We start from the raw sequence: 22,676 nt of genomic DNA, 5'->3' as shown, positions 1-22,676 counted from the left end.
CGACATGATTGAGTTTGTCATCGCCGTTTTCTTTTTGCTGATCACACCGGGACCGGGGGTACTGACCACGGCAGGGATTGGCGCGGCATTTGGATTTCGCGCAGGTTTTGCGTTTGTCGCGGGTCTGTGCCTTGGTGGTTTTATCACAATGATGATGGTGATTGCCGGATTGGGTGCAGTGGTGTTGGCCGTGCCATCACTGCGCGTTGTGTTGTTGATCGCATCGGTCGGGTATCTGATCTATTTGGCATTTCGCATTGCCAGTGCTGGGACCAAAATTGGATTTTCGCCAGCGAAGTCGCCGCTTGGGTTTACCAATGGGTTGTTGCTGCAATTCATCAATCCCAAGGCTTATGTCGTTGCAACCACCTTGTTTTCGGGGTTTGCGTTTATGCCCAGTGCACCTGCTTGGGAGATCACAACAAAGCTGCTGTTGTTTAATGCGGTGTGGTTGCCAGTTCATTTTATTTGGTTGGGGTTTGGAACAACTCTGGGTGCGTTGAACCTAAGCAATGGGGTGCAGCGCGTGATTAATATGGCAATGGCTGCGTCGATGTTGATCGTTGTTGGGGTCGCCTTGCTCAGTTTGCGTTAGACGCATCATCCCCACGCCTGATCCTTGACGTGAAAGGAGCAACCATCGTTTTCTCAATCAAAGAGTTGGAAGCGGCGATACTCCAATGGCTAAGGGATGCAATATGATGAGCAGCACAAACACTCCTGTCGCAATCGCAACGCGGAGTGTAGCTGAACGCCAGTTCAGAGGTGTTTGAAACAATGGAGCGTCTTGTGTCTTAGACAAAAGCGCGTGGTACTGGGAAATCCCCATCAGGCGTTTATTGCGCGCGTCGATGATCCTACTGCCCAAAATTGCAAAGACCAGAAATACGCCGAACAGGATGACATGCGCCAAATCACCGTTGGGCATCAGGTGCAGGCCTGCCCATAAGGCAATTGCTACTAGCATTGGATGGCGCGACAGGCGAACGATGCCAGGTTTGGTTGGATCAAATTCATTGTTATGCGCCCCGCCGAAAGAGAAGGGATTGGGACGCAGAATTGCCAATCCGACAATCACACACACAAAATACATCCCAAAAAATACGACGTATCGTTGCCAGATTTCTTGGGGCCATAATTGCACATAAGGCGCATTTTTCGCGGCCCAAATCAGGGCAATAAGCATCCCAAGCGAGAGCATCGAGTAGCTGGCGGTGAAACCAGTTTTACCAAGGTGCTTTTGCAGACGTGCTTTGACCTTGGGGCGCACGGGCACAGAATGCGTGACAAAGAACGCGGCGAACACAGCGGCAAAGGCGGGCCAACTGATCATGTGCGCTCCGGTTTTGGGGCGGCCAGCAAGGTGCCATAGATCACAACAAAGGTCGTAAACGTCGCTATCCAAAAGGCGGCAGATACGACATAAAGCGGGCTTGCGATTTCGGGCCAGATGCCCGCAGCGACCCGGCTGAATACAGACCCAATCAAGCACATGAACATTACAATATTTCCTGGTCCTGCGGTCAGTGCCTGTCCTGTATGGCCAAGCGTGGCGCGTGCCATAACGGACAAAGTCATCAATCCAAATGCGCCCGCCATCCAAAGATGTTGTGCGACCCCCGGTGCAAGGTAATCAGGAAAGCTAACAGAAAACCCTTCGGTTAGGGCGCCAATTGGCACAAACAGATATCCAACGTGCAATACCCACAGCAGCGGTTCTGAGCGGGCATGATATCCTTTCCAACGGTACAACCGCGCAAGATGCATGATGCCAATTACGACCAATGCCACACCCGTAACGCTGGATAGCGGCCACATCACCCAAAGGATCAACGCAAGGACCGTTGCAACGAGTGTGAGCCGATCAAACGGTTGCATCGGGGGTGTGGGCAAATCCGATTGCCCCGCCTTGACCAGCCAATTGCGGGTGAACGACGGGATGATCCGACCCCCGATAACCGAAATCATCGTTAGTACCGCTGCCACGCCAATACGCAATCCAGTTCCCTGAGCGGCCAAGGTCCCTTGCGCAGCCTCAACATGGAACAATAGATTGGCGAGCGTAAAAACAGTGAGCAGGACCAAAACAACCAGGTTTTTCCAGTTCTTGCCTGCAATGATTTCACGCAGAATGACGGCACCCAGAAGGATCGGGAACAGGAGGTCAACTGCTTCGGCCACTCCAAGAGGCAGCAGTGCGGAGACTAAGATCACCAAACGTCCCGCGACCCAAACACCAAAGAGGGCGGCCAGATGCCAACCAACAACGGGTAACCGTCCCGTCCAGTTTGGCACTGCCGTGAGCAGAAAACCTGCAATGATCGCGCCCAGATATCCAAACAGAAACTCATGTGCATGCCATGAGATCGGATCAAGCCGCGTGGGCACGGTAAGAATGCCACTCAACATCAATATCCAAAGGGTCATAGCCAGCGCGGCCCATGCAGCGCCGAACAAAAAGAACGGGCGAAAGCCATATGAAAAAAGGGCCGGACCAGTCCATGAACGCATTTGGTCTGATGATGTCATGACCGACGAGCCGATTTGATCCGCGACGTTTTCAGGACGGTTCCATCTGCGTCACAGGTGAAGCGTACTTTGATCTGGTTGTGCCAGAACGTCAGCCGATGTGTGCCCTCATCCTCACCCACGCCAGTTTCAAATTTACTGGTGATGTCGCCGCTGCGCATACGTTCTTTGATTTGCTCAGGTGACAGATCAAACGCGCGGGCTAGGTCGGCAGCATCGACAACCGGATCGGGCTGGCTGAGGTCAATTTTCATTTCGCGGACCGATCTATCAAGTTACGGATGTGGCGTGCAAAAGCCAATGTTGCAGGGACACCAATCAACGCGCCGATCAGGATGGACCATCCGGTTGATAGGATGGGCAGACCGACCCAACTGCCGATCAGGGAGGCGAAAAACACGTTTACCGCCATGGCGCCCGCTCCGAACGGATAAAGCACCAGCGCGATGGTGCGTGTGGACCACCCGTCTTGTATCATTTACGTGCCACAAGTCGCGCAACAACCACAAGGGCCGCGATCAGTGCAAGCGAGGCAAAAGCGAACCAAAATTCTGCGGTTGCAGATTGGGCTTGTGGAATGGGGCGGTCAAAACTGGCGGCCAATGCTGGGAAGGGCATCGCAGCGGCGCAAATAAGGGTAAGGCGTTTCATTTCAGGTCTCCTGTGTGAGCTGTCGGTAAATATCGGGGAGCGCGCGGGTGAGGCGCGCAGGATTCGGTAGTAACGAAAACCCGCCGCGCCCGAAGATGCGGGTAAACCAATCCTGACCATCCTCGTCGATGATCACGCCGTGCAAAGTTTGGCCCGCGCGGCGTGCTTCGCGTACTGCCATGTGGCTGTCTTCGATCCCGTGTTGACCCTCATAGTGGTCCAGATCGTTTGGTTTGCCGTCAGTGAGTACGATCAGCAGTCTGCGCGCGGCGGTTTCTTTTGCCAAATGTGCGCTCACATGACGGATCGCAGTGCCTAGGCGGGTATAATGGCTGGGCCGTAATGCGCCAATATTGTGGATGATGTCTGGGGACATCGGGGTATCGAACCCTTTGCAATGGGTCACAAATACGCGGTCACGTTTAAGGGACGAAAACCCCCAAATACCAAATCGGTCGCCTGCGGCGTCAATGCCGCCTGACAATGCGGCCAGTGTTTCGCGTGCCACGTCGATGACAGATGTATCGCCAACGGCGGCCTCGGTCGAGCGGGACGTATCGATCAGGAATGCCACGGCTAGATCACGTTCAACCTGCCGTGATGCTTGCCAAATGCGGTCACTGCCTTGGCCTGTTGCTGCAATCTCTGCGCGGCTGGCAATGAGAGCGTCAAGGTCGAGTTCGGGGCCGTCAATCTGACGGGGACGCAGGATGCGGCGGGGATGTAACCCCTCAAACTGCCGGCGCACATCGCGGATCAGGCGCGGATCGGGTGTAAATGGTTCGCCAGTCTCTTGTGGCGGAGCCTCCAGCACACGGCAGTGATCAGCCATATAACTGCGGCTCTGATGGTTCCATTCAGGATAGGTGAATTCCCCAGCTAGGGCCTCGTGATCGGCATCGGCAGGTGACAAATCAAGGTGTAGACGCAGGCGGGTGGCCGCGCGTTTATCGACCTTGGATAAGGTGATTTCGTCCTGATCATCCGCCGCTTTTTGGGCGTTTTCGTCGTCGTCATCATCGACCGAGCGATTGAGGTTCATCGATTCAACCCATGACAAGATCGACTCGAAGCGGTGCAAGATAAAGCTATCCTTGCGGTTCGCCTCGCCTCGGTCCTTGCGGATGCCCAGCTTGCGTTTTGTCATTGTGGCAGTAGGGGGGGGTGCGTTTGTTTCGGTGGCTTCCGCGGCGGCATCGCCCGAGGTGGGGGCGATAAAGTGGAGCCAGATCGGAACAGGTTGGAATGGGGTGTAATTGCGCAACTCAAAAACAGGAGGCGGTGCTGCAGAGCTGACACCAAGTTCCAATTGGTTGCGAATGGCACGTTCCATTGCGGCCTCGGCAGGGGGCAAAGTTTGTGTTGGACGGGCAGCCATGATGTGTTGCGTCATTTCTTTGTAAGCTGCGTGCAGCCCGGGGCAACAATCTGAGACCCGATCACCAGCTTGCGAATTTACTTCAACCTGAGCAACATCAAACGCATGACGGTTGTCTCCGAGGCGAGGTAAAGGTGTGGTATCTAAATCAGCGCAGGCGGCAACGGCGGTCAGCCAGAAGTATGCAGCGCGGTTGAGGGCCGTTTCGGGGAAATAGTCGATCAGAGGCGGCAGGCGCAGGCCGCTGCCATCGAAACTGGCGATGTAATTCTTGTCGCGCTCCACCGCGACGCGACGGCGCAAGCTGCGGCGGTGCTGTACGAGTTGCGCAGGCGCTTGGGATAACTCGACACCTGCCGCGCCGCCCAAAGCGCGAAACAGCACGGCAAGGCTGGTGCGGACCTCAGGCAGGGTCACGGCGGCCTCGGGGTAGCACTGATCAGTGCCAATTCCTTCCGCCATGCCATGCCAAAGCTTGCCAACCGTTTCCTCTGGCTCCATCAAATCAAGAGGGTGAAACTTCATGGCGTTATCCGAAGGTCGCTGCGACGAGGTCGCGCAGAGCTTGTTGAATGTCTGCATCGTCGCTGAGCGGCTCAATTACCGCCGCTTCAATGGCGGCATCAAAGGGCATGCCCGCGTTGATGAGCGTCGCCGCATAGATCAACAAACGGGTTGAGACACCTTCCTCCAGGTCCATACCCGACAGACGACGGATAGCGCCGCCCAGGCGCACCAGACCCGCCGCGCGTTCTGGACTGATCCCGCTTTCTTGCGCGACAACTTTTGTCTCGATCTCTGGCTTTGGGAAGTCAAAGCTGATGGATAGAAAACGTTGGCGGGTTGAGGGTTTTAGCCGCTTGAGCACGTTTTGGTAGCCGGGGTTGTAGGAAGCAACCAGCATGAAACCTTCGGGCGCACGCAGCTCCTCTCCAGTTCGGTCGATCATCAACGTGCGCCGGTTGTCTGTCAGCGGGTGCAAAACAACGGTTACATCTTTGCGCGCCTCAACTACTTCATCAAGGTAGCAGATCGCGCCTTCACGTACGGCACGGGTCAGGGGGCCGTCCACCCATTCGGTTTCGCCGCCTTTCAGCAAATACCGCCCGATCAAATCTGCGGCAGATAGGTCATCATGGCAGGCCACAGTATAAAGTTTGCGTCCTGTCTTGGCGGCCATATGTTCAACAAATCGGGTTTTACCGCAGCCCGTAGGCCCCTTCAAAAGAAGGGGCAGACGATTTGCTTGGGCCATCTCGAACAGGGTACATTCCTGTCCGGTTTGGTGGTAGTTTTGTATTGGTTCAGGATGGGTCATATCGTTCATGACTTATTCTCCTGCCATCGGTTGGGCCGAACCTGGCTCAATGATTTCATTCTTGCGAACAACCAGCTGTGAATAGATGAACAGCAGCGCGCCGATCACAACCGCAAAACCCGCACCAAAGCGCATGATGTAGAAGATCGACAAACTGTCCTGTACGTCCATATAGTAGTCACCGACCACGCGTTGCATGTGGGTCTGGATGGTGCCCGCAAATGTCAGCACAAAGGTCATGAAGGCCATGCCGCCCGTCATCAGCCAAAAGCTCACCATGTTCAGCACCTGATTATAGGGCTGGCGTTGGCGCAAGATCGGCATCGCATAGGTAAAGATCGCCAGGTTTAGAGCCACATAAGCGCCGTAGAACGACAGGTGCCCGTGTGCTGCAGTGATCTGCGTGCCGTGGCTGTAAAAGTTGACCCCGTGCAGCGTGTGCAGAAAACCCCAGACACCCGCGCCAAAGAAGGCAACCGTACTGGACCCCAGCGACCACAAAAGGGCGGCCTTGTTGGGGTGATTGCGGCGGCCCTTCCAGACCATGACAAACGCAAATGACATCATCAAGAAGAAGGGGATCACCTCAAAAGTTGAGAAGATAGACCCGACCCACTGCCAGTATCCAGGCAGACCGATCCAGTAGAAGTGGTGACCAGTGCCAAGGATGCCCGAGAAGAGGGCAGTCGCGACGATAACATAGAGCCATTTTTCAACAACTTCGCGGTCCACACCTGTGAGTTTCAATAGCAGAAACGCGAGGATGGCGGCCATAACAAGTTCCCATGTGGCCTCGACCCAGAGGTGGACAACAAACCACCAATACATCTTATCCAAGCTGAGGTTTTCAGGGTTGATAAAGGCAAACACCCAAAGGAGCGACAGCAGCCATAGGCCCATCAAAAGCACGTTGGTAATGGCAGTCTTTTTACCCGCCAACACCGTCATGGAGATGTTGAACAAGAAGATCAGAGCAGCGATGAGGATGCCGAATTTGACCCAAAGGGGTTGCTCCAGAAATTCGCGGCCTCCGTGTATGCCAACAAGATAAGACCCAACTGCACCCAACGTGCCGACCATCAAAATGATGAGCTGCAAGTAGGCGAGCTTGACCGAGTAAATCTCACGCTCGGATTCCTCGGGCACCAAGAAATAGGCGGCGCCGAAGAAGCCCAGTAATAGCCAGACGATCAACGCATTGGTGTGGATCATACGGATGATGTTGAAGGGCAACAGCTCAGACAGGAAGTTGGGGGAGACGTAGATCCACCCGGCGAGAAGGCCGCCGATCACCTGAATGGCAAACAGCGCCATGGCGCAGACGAAATAGGCGTAGGCGACTTTTTGAGTTTCATATTTCATGATTGTTATCCTCCTCAACCCGCTTCATTGGGCGGCCAGCCCTGCGTGTCGGTTTGATCCGCCCACCGCAAAAACTCCGCCAAGCCGCGGATTTCTTCTTCGGTGAGATTAAAGTTGGGCATTTGGCGGCGCCCCTCAATGCCACTGGGTTGGGCTTCCATCCAACCTTGCAGTACCTCGAACGCACCCTCTGGGTCATCCATCACGCCCCAACGTGTCATGACATTGCCGACCTCGGGTGCGAAATACGCGCCTTCGCCGTGAAGCGTGTGACAGTTGATGCATGAATGGCGCTCCCAGACACGTTTGCCCAAGATGACCTCTTCGCTCAGCGGCATACCTGCCGTTGACACGTTTACAACGTAACGATGTGATTGCGCGGTGAGCACGATGAATACGACTACAAAGAACAGCGATCCTGCGTAGAAAATATTTCGAGCCCGTGTTTTCGTCAGGATTTCAGCCATCCCTCAGCCTCCATTTACTATATCATGAAGGGAGCAGTAGCAGGCGCTAATGGTGCGAAGTTTGAGCTAGCACAACGTTTGAAGCGATTGGGCTGTTAAAGTGGCACCATACCAAGGGAGCCTGTGACATGAGAAATCAAAGCATCGAGGATCCTGATTTGCCATTGGATACGTTGATGTCTCTATGGCCCCAAACACTTGCTGTTTTTTTGCGCCACAGGATGTTTTGTGTGGGGTGTTTGGTGAACCCGTTTCATACTGTCATTGAGGCGTGTCAAGAATATGATCTGGACGAAGTCGCGTTTAGGGCAGAACTGCAAGCGGCTGTTGATGCCTGACTATTCGCCGCTCAATAGCACCAGACGGTGGGCATCACACACAATGATCTTTTTGCGTTTGCTGAGAACCAGCCCGTCTTTTTCCCAAGAACTGAGCAAGCGGCTTACGGTGTGCAATGTCGTTCCCGTCATCTGCGAAACATCCTGACGGGTGATTGGAAAGCTGATCTCGATGCCTTCGGCCGTGCGCCGACCTGATTGATTGATCAACCGCAACAGTGCGCGCGCGATGCGCTGTTCTACGTGTTGTGTCGACATTTCGACAATGCGGGTGTTCATCTCGTTCACGCGTTTACCGACAGCCTTGTACGTCTCAGATGCAAAGCCGGGGTAGGTGGTCACAAATGAGTTCCACAAGGAATTTGGCCACGATAAATACAACGCTTCGGACGCTGTCACTGCGCTGGCGGGGTAGGTGTCCCGGCCTAATGCCTGCGCGATACCGAACAACTGGCCGGCCGGAATGTGCAGTGATGTTACCTGCTCCCCGTCAGGTGTGATTTTGACCACACGTATTGTCCCGTCGAGTAATAGGAAAAACCTGTTTGCCGCGCTGCCCTCTTCAAAGATGGTTTCACCCGCATTGGCACGGCGGCTGATGGCCTGATCAAGGATGGTTCTGATTTGTGGGCGATCCAGCATCGAAAACGGGGGCAATGGCGATAGGAGGCTTTCGTCGAGTGAGTGCATCGAGACCTCCAGAGAGTTCAGTTTGGAAGAGACTAGAGACATTTAGGCCCGACCACCAGCCAATCGTGCACAAAGCAGGTATAGGCCCAAAGTTTGCTATAGCGCAAAGTTGGGCTCTGAAACGGAGATTAAGGTTCGCTCAACAACGCTGAAACTGGAAGGACATAAAATGTTTCGCACCTTAATGGCATCCGTTGCCGTCTTAACCGCGCTTGGTGGCGCCGTAACCGCAGAAACCTTCGAGGTTAAAATGCTGAACAAAGGCGAAGCCGGGCGGATGATTTTTGAACCCGCCGCTTTGCGCGTCGCTGTCGGCGATACCGTGAAATTTATAGCATCTGATAAGGGCCACAATGCAGAAACTGTGAAGGGTATGATCCCCGAAGGGGCAGAGGCGTTTGCAGGTAAGATCAACGAAGAAATTGACGTTATCCTCACAGAGCCCGGATTTTACGGCATCAAATGCAAGCCGCACTTTGCCATGGGCATGGTGATGGTGATTGCCGTCGGTGAAACCGAAGCCGCGCCAGACAGTTTTCTGGAAGGTCGCATCCCGAAAAAAGCAGGCAAGCGGTTCGAAGAAGCTTTGACCGGTTTTTGATCACCCCGACATTATTACACCCAAACTATTCAATCCCCAGGAGACAACCATGACAAAGTTCATCAACCCAGGTCTTATGAAAACCAGCCGCCGCAATGTGCTGCGAGGTTCTGTATTGGCAGGAGCTGCCGCCATGACTGGCGCAGCCGTGAGCAGCAAGACCGTGCCGCATCGCGCCAATATGACCAAGGCAAATGAAACTTCTACAAAGCTGTACAAAGCGGCAGACCAGCAGGCCAAGGACACAACCGCTAAAGTAGCGGATCTGTCCGGTTACACCCGTGTCAAAATGGATCTGGTCGCGCCGCCCTATGCACCTGCACACGAGCAGATCGCAACTGGCGGTCCCAAGATCATTGAGATCACAATGGAAACCTCTGAGCGTCTGATGGTGGTGGACGAAGATACTGGCGCATCAGTTTGGGCATTGACCTACAACGGTTCTGTACCGGGTCCTCTGATCATCTGCCATGAAGGTGATATGGTCGAGTTGACGTTGCGCAATCCCTCCGACAGCCAGATGGAGCATAACATTGATTTCCACGCCTCTACAGGTGCTTTGGGCGGCGGCGGTCTAACCCACGTCTATCCGGGTGAAGAAACCGTCCTGCGCTGGAAGGCAACCAAGCCGGGCTGCTTTACCTATCACTGTGCGCCCGGTGGTGCGATGATCCCTTATCACGTGACACACGGCATGAACGGTGCTGTTATGGTGTTGCCGCGTGAGGGTCTGAAAGACCGCGATGGGAATGCGCTGAAGTATGACAAGATCGCCTATATCGGTGAGCAGGACTACTATCTGCCCAAAGATGAGAACGGCGAGTATAAGACATACGAATTCGCGGGTGACGACTATGGCGATAGCCTAGACGCGATGCGCACCCTAACCCCAACGCACTGCGTGTTTAACGGAGCTGTTGGTGCCATCACTGGCGAAAACGCGATGAAATTCAACGTCGGCGAAACCGTGTTGATGATCCACAACCAAGCAAATCGCGACAGCCGCCCACACTTGATCGGCGGGCACGGCAATTATGTTTGGGAAACATCCTTTAGCGAGGCACCCATGACTGGCCTTGAGACGTGGTTTGTACGGGGCGGTACTGCGATGGCGTCAATGTACACTTTTGAGCAGCCAGGCGTTTACGCATACGTTAACCACAACCTGATCGAAGCCGCCCTGCTGGGCGCCACTGCCCACTTCTTGGTAGAGGGGGCTTGGGATAATGCGCTGATGGAACAAGTTGTCGCCCCTCGCAGCTTCGAAACCTAAACTTTGTAGGAGCTTCAGACATGACCAAAGCAAAACCATTCACAGCCGTTAGAGGCATCAAGATGGGCATTGCTTTGGGTGTGGCTCTCATCGGGGCGTCCCATTATTTGGGCGGCCCCGATGCTGCAATGGATCCTGAATTCCAAATTTCGACCATTCAATTAAATGATGGTCGAAATCTGAAGGTTCAGGCCCGCGAAGTGACGGTTGCCCAGTGGCAGGCCTGTCACGCTGCGGGCTTCTGTACGCTTGATCTTTCTTCGCGGACCCAAACGGTAGATTATCCCGCCACTGGATTAAGTTTTCCGGACGCGATGGAATACATAAGCTGGCTGAATACCACGACCAAGGGCCGATGGCGTTTGCCTACCGCGGCAGAATGGCAGGAGCTTGCGGCAGAAGTTTTGCCGCAAAAGCCTGACCCGATATTCACTGATCCATCCCTGACATGGGCGTCTGCCTACTTAACGGACGCAAACCGCACTGGCCGCACTTTGCGCCCCAGCGGCGCATTCACCGCGACATCTGCGGGAATCGAAGACCTAGATGGCAACGTTTGGGAATGGACGCAGGACTGCTACGCTGGTGCGAGCGGGCAAGGTGCTGCGAATGGTGGTGACCGTTGCCCGGCATTCATTATGGGGGGAGAGCATGAGGCCGTAATGTCCTACCTCGTCAGAGACCCGGCTCGCGGCGGATGTGCTGTTGGCTCGCCGCCTGCGCACCTTGGCATGCGGTTGGTGTCGGATAGGTAAGCAGCCGGCGCGGACCATCACATTGCAAAAACGCGTATGAAATTTTAGTTCTTTAACGCGGCAAGCTGTCCCTGTTACCGGGCCAATCCCTTTATTTTCTTGAAAATCACGGACCATATCAGCAGCGCAATGAGACTTAGTGCTGCTAGTGTATTGGCGAAAGAAACCCATGTGCTGACCATCATATAGGTTTCAATGTGCCCAGCATATTCAATATATCTGCGGGGAGGCACCATGAAAAAACTCCAAACAGTTGGTAGTGAACTCGTCCCGATGAGCCCCAGATGCAGTATCCAGAAAAGAATTTTGGTTATTCGTGGATGCAACATCGCGCCACAGCGTGTTTGCAGCCATGTTACGGCAGCGAAGAATGCCATGACGATGCCCAAACTGAAGAAGGCATGACCACGACTTATGACAAAGTATGTGTCGTGGAATGGTGGCTCTGCGTCTTGGACCTTGTTGAGAACAAATAGAACATTGGCTAAGCTTATACCCCCGAAAATCACATAGACGAGGGCGACAACCGCGAACAGCGCGGCGGGCTTCCACTGTCGTAGATGAGCAAAAAGGGGTGCGAGTATCGCGCAAGCTACCAAAAGGATCGAATAGAGCACTATTTGTCAGTCTTTTTGTAATTCATTTTTGACTATTTCGGCGCGCATCCAATGCGTTTCACTTTGCACATGATCGGCGCGAACGTATTTGGCCATATGGGTGGCCATGTCAGGTTCTTGGAACTCGGAGGTTGTTCGGACAACAAAGCCTTCTTGTTTGCTCAGGTCTAAATCACCCAACACCGCATTGACCGCGGCGTCATTGAATGGCCCACGATGCAAGACAGATACGGGCTGGATGCCAAGGGTGCTGAACCGTTCAAGGGTTGCGTCCCATGCCTGCACAGTGCCATCAACAATCCATGCAAAGCCCATAAAATACGATTGTAAATTTTCGTAAGCGACTGAGTGACGGGCGAACAGGTATTCACCCACGATCCGCTCATTTGTGGCAAGGTTCGGGGATATGCCCGCAGCAAGTGCTTTGACCCAGTCCCGTGAGGCGTGATAGCCGCTATCCGGGCTGCGGGCATGGCATCCCGCGTGGTGGATTGTTGTGTTCTCGCCGTCCATTTTCTCGGTGAATACAACTTCATCGGCAGATGTTAGCGTTTTGAGATCCCTGAGTATTTTGTCATCGCTCATGACACCCGGTGAAATGGGCAAATGATATGTGCGTCCATATTTCTTCATCTTAGACGGTCCTGTCTTTTTACAACACGCGACGAAGGTGGCCGCTACGTGAAGCCCATATTAGAAGCTCTATTGCGTTGAAGCCAGATCAGCGGCCTTAATCAATAATTCCGAAGTTGCCTCAAGGTCTTTCCCAACCGCTCCTTCACCTTCGACGTGCGCGTGGGGCAGGAATGGGCACGTCAGGACAGCAATCACCAAATCATTTGCAGAGCGAATTGGGACAGAGATATCGGTAACGCCAACCAGCTGTTGGCTGGGCCCGATACGGTGACCGATGGTTCTGATTTTGGAAAGATCATCGGTAATTTTGGGCGTAATCATCGGAGCGGGATCCGAGCCAGTTGATAACATATGCGCGATCTGATCATCATCTTGGAAGGCCAGCAGCGTCTCGCCCGAACTTGTTCCAATCAAATCAAGCACAGCGCCAACACGCAGGCGAAATTGCCAAGGTGAGCGGCTTGAGGCTTGGGCGATAACGTGTGCTTGGCCCATTTCGGGCACAACCAGATGAACCGACTGCATGCACTGTGCGGCGAAATCATCCATCAATGGCTGCACATGTGTGGTTAGACGGCGCACAGGTGGGAACGCTGATCCAAGTTGGAAAAGTTTTATGCTCAGCGCGTAGCGGTCGCCCTCAAATGATCGGCTAACATAGTTTCGCGCAACCAGCCGTTCGAGCATGCGGTAAATTTCGCTAGGGCTTTTGCCCATGGCTTTAACGATCTCGGACCGGGTCATGCCGCTGGGTTCAAGTGCCAACAGTTCAAGAATGTCGAGACCCTTATCAAGTGCGGGGGCCCTGTATCTTTGGTCTTTTGCGTCTTCTTTCACATCGGCTCTCCACAAGTTTGCATGCTGAATTGATCCAACGCCACTGCAAAGTCAACGTCTTCAACTTACTGGTTGACCAAATATAAACAATCTATTTACATATGAACAGATAGATTCGAAAAGGAACAACGATGCGTGACAAGACCATCCTCATTACTGCCGCAGCTCAGGGTATGGGCAGAGCCAGTGCAATTGCTTGTGCCGCTCTTGGCGCAAAAGTAATCGCGACAGACATTAATGTTGACGCATTGGATGATCTTGCGAAGGCGCATCCTGAAATTTCTACGCATGTGTTGGATGTCTGCGATGCTCAGGCGGTTTTAGATTTGGCAGGGCAGGTTGGGCCGATAGACGGTCTCTTTAACTGCGCTGGCATTGTTCACAACGGTACTATTCTGGATGTGACAGACGAAGAATGGGCGTTTAACTTTGATCTGAATGTTGCGTCGATGATGCGGATGAGCAGGGCATTCCTGCCTGGCATGATCGAGCGCGCAAAAGTAACGGGTTCAGCGCCAATCCTGAACATGGCGTCAATGGCTTCATCTATCAAAGGTTTTCCAAATCGCGCGGCATATGGGGCAACAAAGGCAGCTGTGATCGGCCTTACGAAATCGATTGCCGCGGATTTTGTCGGGCAAGGCATCAGGTGTAATGCCTTGTGTCCCGGAACAGTTGATACGCCCTCGTTAAGGGGCCGTATTGAAGGTGCGCCAGATCCGGTGCAGGCGGAAAAAGACTTTATCGCGCGCCAACCTATGGGGCGGCTCGCCACAGTTGATGATCTGACGCCAATGATCACCTACCTGCTTTCGGATGCGAGCAGCTATGTCACAGGTCAGGCCTTTTTGGTTGATGGTGGGGTCACGATCTGATGACGGACCGCGTTGATGCACATTGCCATCTCTGGGCGTTAAAGCGCGGGGACTATGGCTGGCTTGATCTAGACGATCCGGCATTGGCACCCATCGCGCGGGATTTTGAGATTGGTGATTTACGTGCCGCTGATACCATGGGGGGGTGTACTGCGCGCATTGTTGTACAGGCGGCCCCAACGGTGGCCGAGACTGAATTTCTGCTTGGCTTAGCTAATGGATATGATGACATCGCTGGTGTTGTTGGCTGGGTTGATCTGGCCCAACCGGATGCTGCGGCAACTTTAGAAACCTTGGCGCAAGATGTCGCGTTCAAAGGTGTACGCCCAATGCTTCAGGATATTCCTGACGTTAACTGGATCACCACAAGGCCACGCACGGATGCCATTGAGGCGCTGATCAATCTAAATTTGACGTTTGATGCGCTTGTTTTGCCGCAACACCTTGCGGGGTTGTTTGAATTTGCAATGGCGCATCCGACCCTTCCTATCGTGATCGACCACGCGGCAAAGCCTACAGTGTCCGCTGATATGTCTGACCCTCGTTGCGCAATGTGGCGAGACGGGATGGCCCGGTTGGCGGCTGAAACGAATGTTTGTTGCAAGATTTCGGGGCTGCTGACGGAGTTATCTATTGATCAACGTCCCAACGCCGCAGAGGTCTTGCAGCCAGTTGTTGATGACCTGATCGCTTGGTTTGGGCCTGATCGTTTGATGTGGGGGTCCGACTGGCCCGTCGTTAATTTGGCGGGTTCTCTCGATGAATGGACCGCACTAAGTGGCGGGCTTTTGGCGGGAGTTTCGGACATTGAGCAAGGTAGAATTTTTTCTGGAACAGCACGCGAATTCTACCAGATAGGAGAGATCGCATGAAAATGCTTGTGGCAATGGAAGGTATCGAAAAACGCTTTCCCGGTGTGCACGCGCTCAAGAATGTGCGGTTTGATCTGCGCGTTGGCGAAGTGCATGCATTGATGGGGGAAAACGGAGCGGGGAAGTCGACGCTCATGAAAATTCTGTCAGGGGTTTATGCCCGTAACAGTGGCACGGTTGAAATGGACGGCGTTCAGGTTGAGTTTTCGGGGCCAAGGGCGGCACAGGATGCGGGCGTGGGGATTATCCACCAAGAGCTTAGCCTGATGAATGATCTGACCGCTGCCCAGAACATTTTTATCGGACGCGAACCGCGCAAAAGCTTTGGGCGGTTAGATGAGGCCGCACTTAACGCAGAAGCCGCCAAAATTTTTGACCAAATGAACCTAAAGCTGGATCCGCGCACGCCTATTCACCAGATGACTGTCGCGATGCAGCAAATGGTAGAAATCGCCAAGGCACTTAGCTATCGCAGCCGTATTCTGGTCATGGATGAGCCGACAGCCGCGTTGAATGATACGGAAATTGCCGATCTGTTTACGATCATTCGCAAGCTGCGCAACGAAGGCGTAGGGATCATTTATATCAGTCATAAAATGGATGAACTGAAACAAATTGCAGACCGCGTGACGGTGATGCGTGATGGTGAAACCGTAGGAACTGTGGATGCGGATGATACACCGATTAGCGAGATTATCTCGATGATGGTGGGGCGTGCGTTGGGCGATGGTGCATTGGCCCTGCCGCAGGTTGATCAGGCGGATACTGCCCTTCAGGTCATCAACCTTAACCGGGGTCATGAAATTAAAGATGTCTCGTTTCAAGTGAAAAAGGGCGAGATACTAGGATTTGCTGGCTTGATGGGTGCGGGGCGCACCGAAGTTGCACGTGCTATATTCGGCGCTGATCCACGTGACAGTGGGACGATAAAACTGCACGGCCACGAAGTTGATATAAAAAGCCCGTCCGATGCAGTGGCTGCCGGAATTGGCTATTTATCTGAGGACCGCAAACACTTTGGTCTTGCCACCGGAATGGACGTACGCGCCAACGTGGCAATGACCAACCTCACACAATTTGCGTCGCGGGTGGGTGTGTTGAACGAAGCAGAAATGGGTATTACTGCGCAAGGGTACATCAAACAGCTTGGCATTCGCACACCATCAGATCGCCAAGAAGTCCGGCTGTTGTCGGGGGGTAATCAGCAGAAAGTTGTCATTGCGAAATGGCTGCTGCGGGACTGCGATGTCTTGATCTTTGATGAGCCAACCCGTGGCATCGACGTTGGTGCAAAGGCTGAAATCTACAAACTGCTGGTCGATCTGGCCGAACAGGGCCGCGCGATTATCGTGATTTCATCGGAATTGCCTGAGGTTTTGCGGCTTAGTCACAGGATTGCCGTCATGTGCGAAGGCCAGTTGACTGGCATTCTGGATCGGTCCGAGGCGACACAAGAAAGTATCATGAAGTTGGCGACGCAAACCACGCGTGCCCCATCCGAAAAAAGGGAGGCCGTCCAATGACCGCACTCAATCAAGAAGCCTCTGAAGGTCTACTCGCAAAGCTAGCAGGATCCGGCGCGCATCAAAAGTTACTTGCTTTTGCGAGCCTGCTCATCTTGTTGATCGGCTTCAGCATCGCGTCTCCCAACTTTATGCAGACGGCAAACATCATTGCGATTTTGCAAGCGACCTCAGTGAACGGTGTTCTGGCTGTGGCAGCGACGTTGGTGATTATCACGGGCGGCATTGACCTGTCTGTTGGGACGTTAATGACGTTCACTGCTGTAATGACAGGTGTTGCGCTCACCAACCTTGGGCTGCCTTTGCCGCTGGGTGTTTTGACGGCGATTGGCACAGGGGCGCTTTGTGGGTTCTGTTCAGGTACTTTCGTCGCAAAAATGAAAATCCCGCCGTTTATCGCGACGCTTGGCATGATGTTGATCCTAAAGGGTCTTAGCCTTGTGATTTCCGGCACTCGCCCCATTTATTTCAACGATACACCCGGCTTTGACCTGATTTCGCGGGGGTCATTGATTGGTCAGGTGTTTCCAAGTTTGCCCATTCCAAACGGCGTGTTGATCTTGTTCGTAGTGGCAGGTGTCGCGTCCTACATCCTCAGCCGCACCGTGCTGGGCCGCTATTGCTTTGCTCTGGGGAGCAACGAAGAATCTGTGCGCCTTTCTGGGGTAAATACAGACTGGTGGAAAATCGCAATCTACAGCCTGTCAGGTGCCATTGTTGGTATCGGTGGGTTGCTGATCGCATCCCGTCTAAATTCCGCTCAGCCCGCATTGGGCCTTGGTTATGAACTTGAAGCGATTGCGGCGGTTGTCATCGGTGGGACGTCCCTATCGGGCGGGCGCGGTACGATCCTTGGGACGTTGATTGGGGCGCTGATTATGGCGGTTCTGACAAACGGCCTGCGCATCCTGTCGGTGGCACAGGAATGGCAAACCGTGGTGACCGGAGCGATCATTATTCTGGCAGTTTATGCCGATCAAGTACGACGTAATAAAACAGCTTAACAAACTGCAAAGAAGGGCGATCAACGCCCCTCAAATAGACACGATCATATACTTAACGGAGGAAATAAAATGCTAAATAGACGTACACTAATGGGCACGCTAAGTGCTTCCGCACTGGTTCTGAGTACTGGCGTAGTTCAGGCGCAGGACAAGATTTATATCCCGCTGATCTCAAAGGGATTCCAGCACCAGTTTTGGCAGGCGGTAAAGTCAGGTGCCGATAAGGCAGCCGAAGAATTCGGTGTTGAGGTCACGTTTGAAGGTCCTGACAGCGAAGCACAGGTAGATCGCCAGATTGATATGCTTGCAGCTGCTTTGGCTAAGAAGCCAGCCGCAATTGGTTTTGCAGCACTTGATAGCCAAGCGGCCATTCCGCTGCTGCGTCAGGCGAAAGAGGCAGGTATTCCGATCGTCGCATTCGACAGTGGCGTCGACAGTGATATTCCGGTTTCCACGGCTACGACAGATAACGTTGCTGCTGCGTCACTCGCTGCTGACAAGATGGCCGAATTCATCGGTGGTGAGGGTCAGGTTGCTGTGATCGCGCATGACCAAACCAGCCGGACGGGCATTGACCGCCGTGATGGGTTTGTGAACCGGATGGCGGAAGCATACCCGAACATCGAAATTGTAACCGTTCAATACGGTGCAGGCGATCAGTTGCAATCAACTGAAATTGCCAAATCGATCCTCATTGCCAACCCTGACCTAAAAGGCATGTTCGGCACAAATGAGGGATCGGCTATTGGGGTTGTTAACGGCGTACGTGAAAACGGAGCCGAGGGCATCACCATCATCGGTTACGACAGTGGCGCGGCGCAAAAAGAAGCAATCCGCTCTGGCTTGATGGCGGGTGCTATCACACAGAACCCCGTTGGCATCGGCTATGAAACCGTCAAGGCGGCGTTGATGGCTTCCAAAGGCGAAGCAGTGCCAGAAACCATCGACACAGGCTTCTACTATTATGACGCCAGCAATATCGACGATCCAGAAATTGCGGCCGTCCTTTACGACTAACTCAACTTGAACAGAGGCGGGGGCCAATGGTGCCCGCCTTTCCTATATTCCCGACAGATGGAGCGACGTCCCGATGAAATTCTTACGCTATGGTCCAGCAGGACAAGAGAAACCCGGCTTGCTTGATAGCAACGGTGCAGTCCGCGACCTTAGCGGCGTTATTGGGGATCTATCGGGGGCTGACCTGTCACCTGATAAACTGGCGAAGATAGCAGAGATCGATATTGACACTCTGGCGGTTGTCAAAGGCACCCCGCAAAAAGATTTGCGGTTAGGCGCTTGCGTTGCAGGGACCGGAAAGTTCATCTGTATTGGTTTGAACTATGCGGATCATGCTGCGGAAACGGGCGCACAAATTCCATCAGAGCCGGTAATTTTTAATAAATGGACGTCTGCCATTGTTGGCCCAGATGATGATGTTCAAATTCCGCGCGGCTCGGTCAAAACCGACTGGGAAGTCGAACTGGGTGTCGTGATTGGCAAGGGCGGTTCGTACATCGACGAGGCAGATGCACTGTCGCATGTCGCCGGTTTTTGCGTGATCAACGACGTATCTGAACGTGCGTTTCAGATTGAGCGTGAAGGGACATGGGACAAGGGCAAAGGCTGCGATACATTTGGCCCAACTGGCCCATGGTTAGTGACCCCTGACGAGGTTGGCGATTTCGACAGTCTGGGCATGTGGTGTGACGTAGATGGCAAACGTTTTCAGAACGGATACACCTCGACGATGGTCTACAAAGTGCCATTCCTGATTTCATATTGCTCGCAATTCATGTCCCTTCAGCCGGGGGATATCATTTCAACAGGTACACCACCCGGTGTTGGGATGGGTCAGAAGCCACCTGTTTATCTGAAGGGTGGCGAGGTGATGAAGCTTGGTATCGATAAGCTGGGTGAGCAGACGCAAAATGTACGCGGAGCAGTGGCATGAGTAAGATCATTGGCCTAAGAACGGTTGATGTCCGGTTTCCAACGTCTCAGTCGTTGGATGGGTCTGATGCGATGAACCCTGATCCGGACTATTCTGCAGCGTATGTGGTCCTTGAAACGGACGGGGCACATGAAGGTCATGGTTTGACCTTTACCATCGGTCGCGGCAACGAAATTTGCACAGCAGCGATCGCCGCATTGCGCCCCTTGGTTGTGGGTCTTGAAACGGATTGGATTGCTGCGGACATGGGCCGCTTCTGGCGCCATATTACATCGGATAGCCAATTGCGTTGGATTGGGCCTGACAAGGGCGCGATACATTTGGCCACGGGCGCGGTTGTTAACGCAGCGTGGGATCTGTGGGCCAAGGAGATGGGCAAACCCGTCTGGCAATTGGTGGCTGAAATGACGCCTGAGGAATTGGTGCGATGCATTGATTTCCGGTATCTGACCGATTGCGTTACACCCAAATGGGCGTTGGAGTTCCTGACCAAGCAGGCAGATGGCAAGGCCGAGCGCATCGCCACGTTAAAAGCCGAAGGGTATCCGTGTTACACGACCTCGGCTGGCTGGCTGGGCTATGATGACGCCAAGCTGCGGCGTTTGTGCCGCGAAGCGGTGGATGCTGGATTTAGGCATGTGAAAATGAAGGTGGGCCATGACCTTGAGGATGACATCCGCCGCCTGACCATTGCGCGTGATGAATGTGGGCCAGACGTGAATCTGATGATCGACGCAAACCAAGTTTGGGAGGTCGATCAGGCGATTGACTGGGTAAAACAGCTGTCATTTGTGAACCCTTGGTTTATCGAAGAACCGACCAGCCCGGATGACATTGAAGGGCACCGTAAAATCCGTGAGGCTGTTGCCCCTGTTCAGGTCGCAACGGGTGAGATGTGTCAAAACCGGATCATCTTTAAGCAGTTGATCATGCGCGGCGCAATTGATGTGGTGCAGATTGACAGTTGCCGGATGGGGGGGCTGAATGAGGTTCTGGCCGTCATGCTGATGGCTGCAAAATATGATCTAAAAGTTTGCCCGCATGCTGGCGGTGTGGGCTTGTGTGAATATGTACAGCATATGTCGATGATCGATTATCTGTGTATCTCAGGAACGCGTGAAGGCCGTGTGATTGAATTTGTCGACCATCTGCATGAGCACTTTGTCGACCCCTGTATTATTCAGAATGCGGCTTATATGCCGCCAGCCATGCCGGGGTTTTCGATTGAAATGAAGCCGGAGTCGTTGGCAGAGTATACGTTTAAAGGGAACGACTAGATGGATATGGGTCTGCGGGATAAAGTGGTTTTGGTTACTGGTGGTGCTTCAGGCATTGGGGCTGCAATATCGGTCTCACTTGCCGATGAAGGCGCGATACCGATTGTGCTTTGCCGCCGTGCCGCGGACCCTGATTTCGAGGCGGCGCTTAAGGTCAAAAGCCCACGTGCAAAAGTTATCCTGACCGAGTTGACTGATGATACGCAATGCGGTGCAGCGGTGGAGCAGGTGATCGCTCAATTCGGGCGGATTGACGGGTTGGTTAATAACGCCGGAGCAAATGATAGCATCGGGTTAGATGCGGGGCCGGAAGCATTTCGTGCCTCCATCGATCGGAACCTGACGCATTATTACACGATGGCCCATCTTTGCGTGCCACATCTGAAGGTGACACAGGGTGCCATCGTCAATATCTCTTCAAAGACGGCGATCACCGGACAGGGGAATACCTCTGCCTATGCTGCCGCCAAGGGTGCGCAACTGGCACTGACACGAGAATGGGCAGCGGCGCTGGCGCATGAAGGTGTTCGGGTGAACGCCGTTATTCCGGCCGAAAGCATGACGCCTCTTTACGAACGTTGGATGCAGACGTTTGATGATCCTCAGGCGCAGCTTGCAGAAATTACCCGCCGTATTCCCATGGGTCATCGCATGACCAAACCCGAAGAGCTGGCCGATCAGGTTGTGTTTCTGTTGTCACCGCGTGCGGGGCATACCACCGGACAATGGGTGTTTGTTGACGGGGGGTATACGCATCTGGATCGCGCACTTGATGCCGAGTAAAATAGGCCGTTAGGTTTTCGCCCCATCCCGCATCTGTGAGACTCTGTCTGATAGGCGTGCGATGAACTTCTCAACCAAAGGACTGGACATGGCGCTGGTTCGGCGCACGATGCCTACTTTGCGTTCAAATTCAAACCCTTTGAGGTGAAACCGCCCAAACCCCTGGAACTCAGGGAGGTGGATATTCGTGAAAGGCGTCACACTCAGGAATTGTGTATCGGATAGGAAATGCCGCATGACGTGCTCAGCGTTGGTGGTGATCTTCACGCGCGGAGGGACCTGTTTGTTGCTAATGAAATAAGCATCTAATGCGGCGCGAGCAGGCTCTTCGAGGTTCGGGAAAATCCATTCGTATTTGGCAAGTTGCGCAGGACCCAATTCAGTGCCCTCAAATGGATGATCTGGCGAACATAGGCCCGTGAAACGGTCGGCAAACAGAGTTTGAACATCAAAAGCGGCATCATCAAATTCGTTGTTCGCCATGCCGACATAGAAATCGATACGGTTCCCCAATAGGGCTTGGCGCAGGTTATGGGCATGATCGGTCAGTACGGTGAATTGCACATCGGGAAAATCACGATCAAAGTCGTGCATCATTTCTGATAGTACCCCAACAAATGATGACCCGGTTCCAACGGCGATACGGCCGGATGATCCGGCGGCAATAGTTGCAATCTCGGTCCGGCTTTCGGCGACATTAAACAGGATGCGGCGGGCATGTGGTTCCAGCGTTAGCGCGAATCCTGTGGGTTGCACACCACGCGGCAATCGTTTGAACAACGGAACCTTGTAGTAACTTTCTATCGACGCGATGCTTTTACTTAACGCGGGTTGACTGATGTTGAGTTCTTTGGAGGCCCCAAGCAGGCTGCCGCTTTCAAGAACGGCAATAAAATGTCGAAATTGTCTAATGTTTATCATGCTTTAACTTCACTGAAG

At 53.5% G+C, this 22,676-nt stretch carries 27 protein-coding genes; 13 read left to right on the top strand and 14 right to left on the bottom strand.

All coding sequences use genetic code 11. The annotated features are described in order from the left end of the window. Positions 1–4 precede the first annotated feature (4 nt). Positions 5–595 carry a LysE family translocator gene (locus tag V7775_RS16680; RefSeq protein WP_335753042.1) on the top strand — a complete coding sequence of 197 codons (591 nt, stop codon included), beginning with the start codon at positions 5–7 and terminating at the stop codon, positions 593–595. A 57-nt stretch (positions 596–652) separates the two neighbouring features. Here V7775_RS16680 and V7775_RS16675 read toward each other — a convergent pair whose 3' ends face one another. Genes V7775_RS16675 through V7775_RS16635 form a run of 9 tightly spaced genes read right to left on the bottom strand, consistent with a single transcriptional unit; the run spans position 653 to position 7,705 of the window. Further along, a complete protein-coding gene (locus tag V7775_RS16675) occupies positions 653–1,333 on the bottom strand; it encodes an NnrU family protein (RefSeq protein ID WP_335753041.1) in 681 nt (226 codons plus the stop codon). Beyond that, complete coding sequence (locus tag V7775_RS16670; RefSeq protein ID WP_335753040.1) at positions 1,330–2,529, bottom strand: NnrS family protein; 1,200 nt, start codon at positions 2,527–2,529, stop codon at positions 1,330–1,332. Before V7775_RS16670 ends, V7775_RS16675 begins: the two co-directional genes overlap by 4 nt. Further along, positions 2,526–2,783, bottom strand: a complete 258-nt coding sequence (locus V7775_RS16665; RefSeq protein WP_335753039.1) for a DUF6522 family protein — start codon at positions 2,781–2,783, stop codon at positions 2,526–2,528. Before V7775_RS16665 ends, V7775_RS16670 begins: the two co-directional genes overlap by 4 nt. After that, on the bottom strand, positions 2,780–3,007 hold the full coding sequence (locus V7775_RS16660; RefSeq protein WP_335753038.1) for an NnrT protein: 228 nt from the start codon (positions 3,005–3,007) through the stop codon (positions 2,780–2,782). Before V7775_RS16660 ends, V7775_RS16665 begins: the two co-directional genes overlap by 4 nt. Continuing rightward, positions 3,004–3,180 carry a protein NnrT gene (locus V7775_RS16655; RefSeq protein ID WP_335753037.1) on the bottom strand — a complete coding sequence of 59 codons (177 nt, stop codon included), beginning with the start codon at positions 3,178–3,180 and terminating at the stop codon, positions 3,004–3,006. Before V7775_RS16655 ends, V7775_RS16660 begins: the two co-directional genes overlap by 4 nt. Position 3,181: 1 nt before the next feature. Beyond that, positions 3,182–5,083, bottom strand: coding sequence for a nitric oxide reductase activation protein NorD (locus V7775_RS16650; protein WP_335753036.1), 1,902 nt, complete (start codon positions 5,081–5,083; stop codon positions 3,182–3,184). 4 nt (positions 5,084–5,087) lie between these two features. After that, on the bottom strand, positions 5,088–5,885 hold the full coding sequence (locus tag V7775_RS16645; protein ID WP_335753035.1) for a CbbQ/NirQ/NorQ/GpvN family protein: 798 nt from the start codon (positions 5,883–5,885) through the stop codon (positions 5,088–5,090). A 3-nt stretch (positions 5,886–5,888) separates the two neighbouring features. After that, on the bottom strand, positions 5,889–7,238 hold the full coding sequence (locus V7775_RS16640) for a cbb3-type cytochrome c oxidase subunit I (RefSeq protein WP_335753034.1): 1,350 nt from the start codon (positions 7,236–7,238) through the stop codon (positions 5,889–5,891). Between the two features lie 14 nt (positions 7,239–7,252). After that, positions 7,253–7,705 (bottom strand): c-type cytochrome, encoded by a 453-nt coding sequence (locus tag V7775_RS16635; protein WP_335753033.1) that lies wholly within the window; start codon positions 7,703–7,705, stop codon positions 7,253–7,255. 128 nt (positions 7,706–7,833) lie between these two features. Here V7775_RS16635 and V7775_RS16630 point away from each other — a divergent pair, with 128 nt between their 5' ends. Further along, entirely contained in the window at positions 7,834–8,043 is a 210-nt protein-coding gene (locus V7775_RS16630; RefSeq protein ID WP_335753032.1) for a DUF1858 domain-containing protein, read from the top strand. Here V7775_RS16630 and V7775_RS16625 read toward each other — a convergent pair whose 3' ends face one another. Then, positions 8,044–8,733, bottom strand: coding sequence for a Crp/Fnr family transcriptional regulator (locus V7775_RS16625; RefSeq protein ID WP_335753031.1), 690 nt, complete (start codon positions 8,731–8,733; stop codon positions 8,044–8,046). A gap of 169 nt (positions 8,734–8,902) precedes the next feature. Between V7775_RS16625 and V7775_RS16620 the strand changes: the two genes are divergently transcribed. Genes V7775_RS16620 through V7775_RS16610 form a run of 3 tightly spaced genes read left to right on the top strand, consistent with a single transcriptional unit; the run spans position 8,903 to position 11,362 of the window. Further along, entirely contained in the window at positions 8,903–9,334 is a 432-nt protein-coding gene (locus V7775_RS16620) for a pseudoazurin (RefSeq protein ID WP_335753030.1), read from the top strand. Between the two features lie 49 nt (positions 9,335–9,383). Continuing rightward, positions 9,384–10,607, top strand: coding sequence for a copper-containing nitrite reductase (nirK, locus tag V7775_RS16615; protein WP_335753029.1), 1,224 nt, complete (start codon positions 9,384–9,386; stop codon positions 10,605–10,607). A 20-nt stretch (positions 10,608–10,627) separates the two neighbouring features. Further along, positions 10,628–11,362: a formylglycine-generating enzyme family protein gene (locus V7775_RS16610; protein WP_335753028.1), complete on the top strand. Its 735-nt coding sequence runs from the start codon at positions 10,628–10,630 to the stop codon at positions 11,360–11,362. A 74-nt stretch (positions 11,363–11,436) separates the two neighbouring features. Here V7775_RS16610 and V7775_RS16605 read toward each other — a convergent pair whose 3' ends face one another. From V7775_RS16605 to V7775_RS16595, 3 genes are all read right to left on the bottom strand, one after another. Continuing rightward, complete coding sequence (locus tag V7775_RS16605) at positions 11,437–11,979, bottom strand: cbb3-type cytochrome c oxidase subunit I (protein WP_335753027.1); 543 nt, start codon at positions 11,977–11,979, stop codon at positions 11,437–11,439. 6 nt (positions 11,980–11,985) lie between these two features. Next, a complete protein-coding gene (locus V7775_RS16600) occupies positions 11,986–12,612 on the bottom strand; it encodes an RNA ligase family protein (RefSeq protein ID WP_335753026.1) in 627 nt (208 codons plus the stop codon). 69 nt (positions 12,613–12,681) lie between these two features. Further along, positions 12,682–13,452, bottom strand: a complete 771-nt coding sequence (locus V7775_RS16595; RefSeq protein WP_335753025.1) for an IclR family transcriptional regulator — start codon at positions 13,450–13,452, stop codon at positions 12,682–12,684. Positions 13,453–13,583: 131 nt separating this feature from the next. Here V7775_RS16595 and V7775_RS16590 point away from each other — a divergent pair, with 131 nt between their 5' ends. The 8 genes from V7775_RS16590 (at position 13,584) to V7775_RS16555 (ending at position 21,737) form a co-directional block, all read left to right on the top strand. Next, positions 13,584–14,327: an SDR family oxidoreductase gene (locus tag V7775_RS16590; protein WP_335753024.1), complete on the top strand. Its 744-nt coding sequence runs from the start codon at positions 13,584–13,586 to the stop codon at positions 14,325–14,327. After that, a complete protein-coding gene (locus V7775_RS16585) occupies positions 14,327–15,199 on the top strand; it encodes an amidohydrolase family protein (RefSeq protein ID WP_335753023.1) in 873 nt (290 codons plus the stop codon). The genes V7775_RS16590 and V7775_RS16585 overlap by 1 nt, the downstream gene beginning before the upstream one ends. Continuing rightward, positions 15,196–16,722, top strand: coding sequence for a sugar ABC transporter ATP-binding protein (locus V7775_RS16580; protein WP_335753022.1), 1,527 nt, complete (start codon positions 15,196–15,198; stop codon positions 16,720–16,722). The genes V7775_RS16585 and V7775_RS16580 overlap by 4 nt, the downstream gene beginning before the upstream one ends. Then, positions 16,719–17,726 (top strand): ABC transporter permease, encoded by a 1,008-nt coding sequence (locus V7775_RS16575; protein ID WP_335753021.1) that lies wholly within the window; start codon positions 16,719–16,721, stop codon positions 17,724–17,726. The genes V7775_RS16580 and V7775_RS16575 overlap by 4 nt, the downstream gene beginning before the upstream one ends. 69 nt (positions 17,727–17,795) lie before the next feature. After that, positions 17,796–18,743, top strand: coding sequence for an ABC transporter substrate-binding protein (locus V7775_RS16570; RefSeq protein WP_335753020.1), 948 nt, complete (start codon positions 17,796–17,798; stop codon positions 18,741–18,743). A gap of 73 nt (positions 18,744–18,816) precedes the next feature. After that, on the top strand, positions 18,817–19,677 hold the full coding sequence (locus V7775_RS16565; RefSeq protein ID WP_335753019.1) for a fumarylacetoacetate hydrolase family protein: 861 nt from the start codon (positions 18,817–18,819) through the stop codon (positions 19,675–19,677). Next, a complete protein-coding gene (locus V7775_RS16560; protein ID WP_335753018.1) occupies positions 19,674–20,954 on the top strand; it encodes an L-fuconate dehydratase in 1,281 nt (426 codons plus the stop codon). Before V7775_RS16565 ends, V7775_RS16560 begins: the two co-directional genes overlap by 4 nt. Next, positions 20,955–21,737: an SDR family oxidoreductase gene (locus V7775_RS16555; RefSeq protein WP_335753017.1), complete on the top strand. Its 783-nt coding sequence runs from the start codon at positions 20,955–20,957 to the stop codon at positions 21,735–21,737. Between the two features lie 9 nt (positions 21,738–21,746). Here the strand turns inward: V7775_RS16555 and V7775_RS16550 are convergent, their stop codons facing one another. Beyond that, positions 21,747–22,658, bottom strand: a complete 912-nt coding sequence (locus V7775_RS16550) for a LysR family transcriptional regulator (RefSeq protein ID WP_335753016.1) — start codon at positions 22,656–22,658, stop codon at positions 21,747–21,749. Positions 22,659–22,676: the final 18 nt, after the last annotated feature.

The sequence above is a fragment of the Sulfitobacter sp. genome, assembly GCF_036960155.1.
In the GTDB taxonomy this organism is placed as follows: Bacteria; Pseudomonadota; Alphaproteobacteria; order Rhodobacterales; family Rhodobacteraceae; genus Sulfitobacter.
This window is presented reverse-complemented; position numbering and strand designations above follow the sequence as displayed.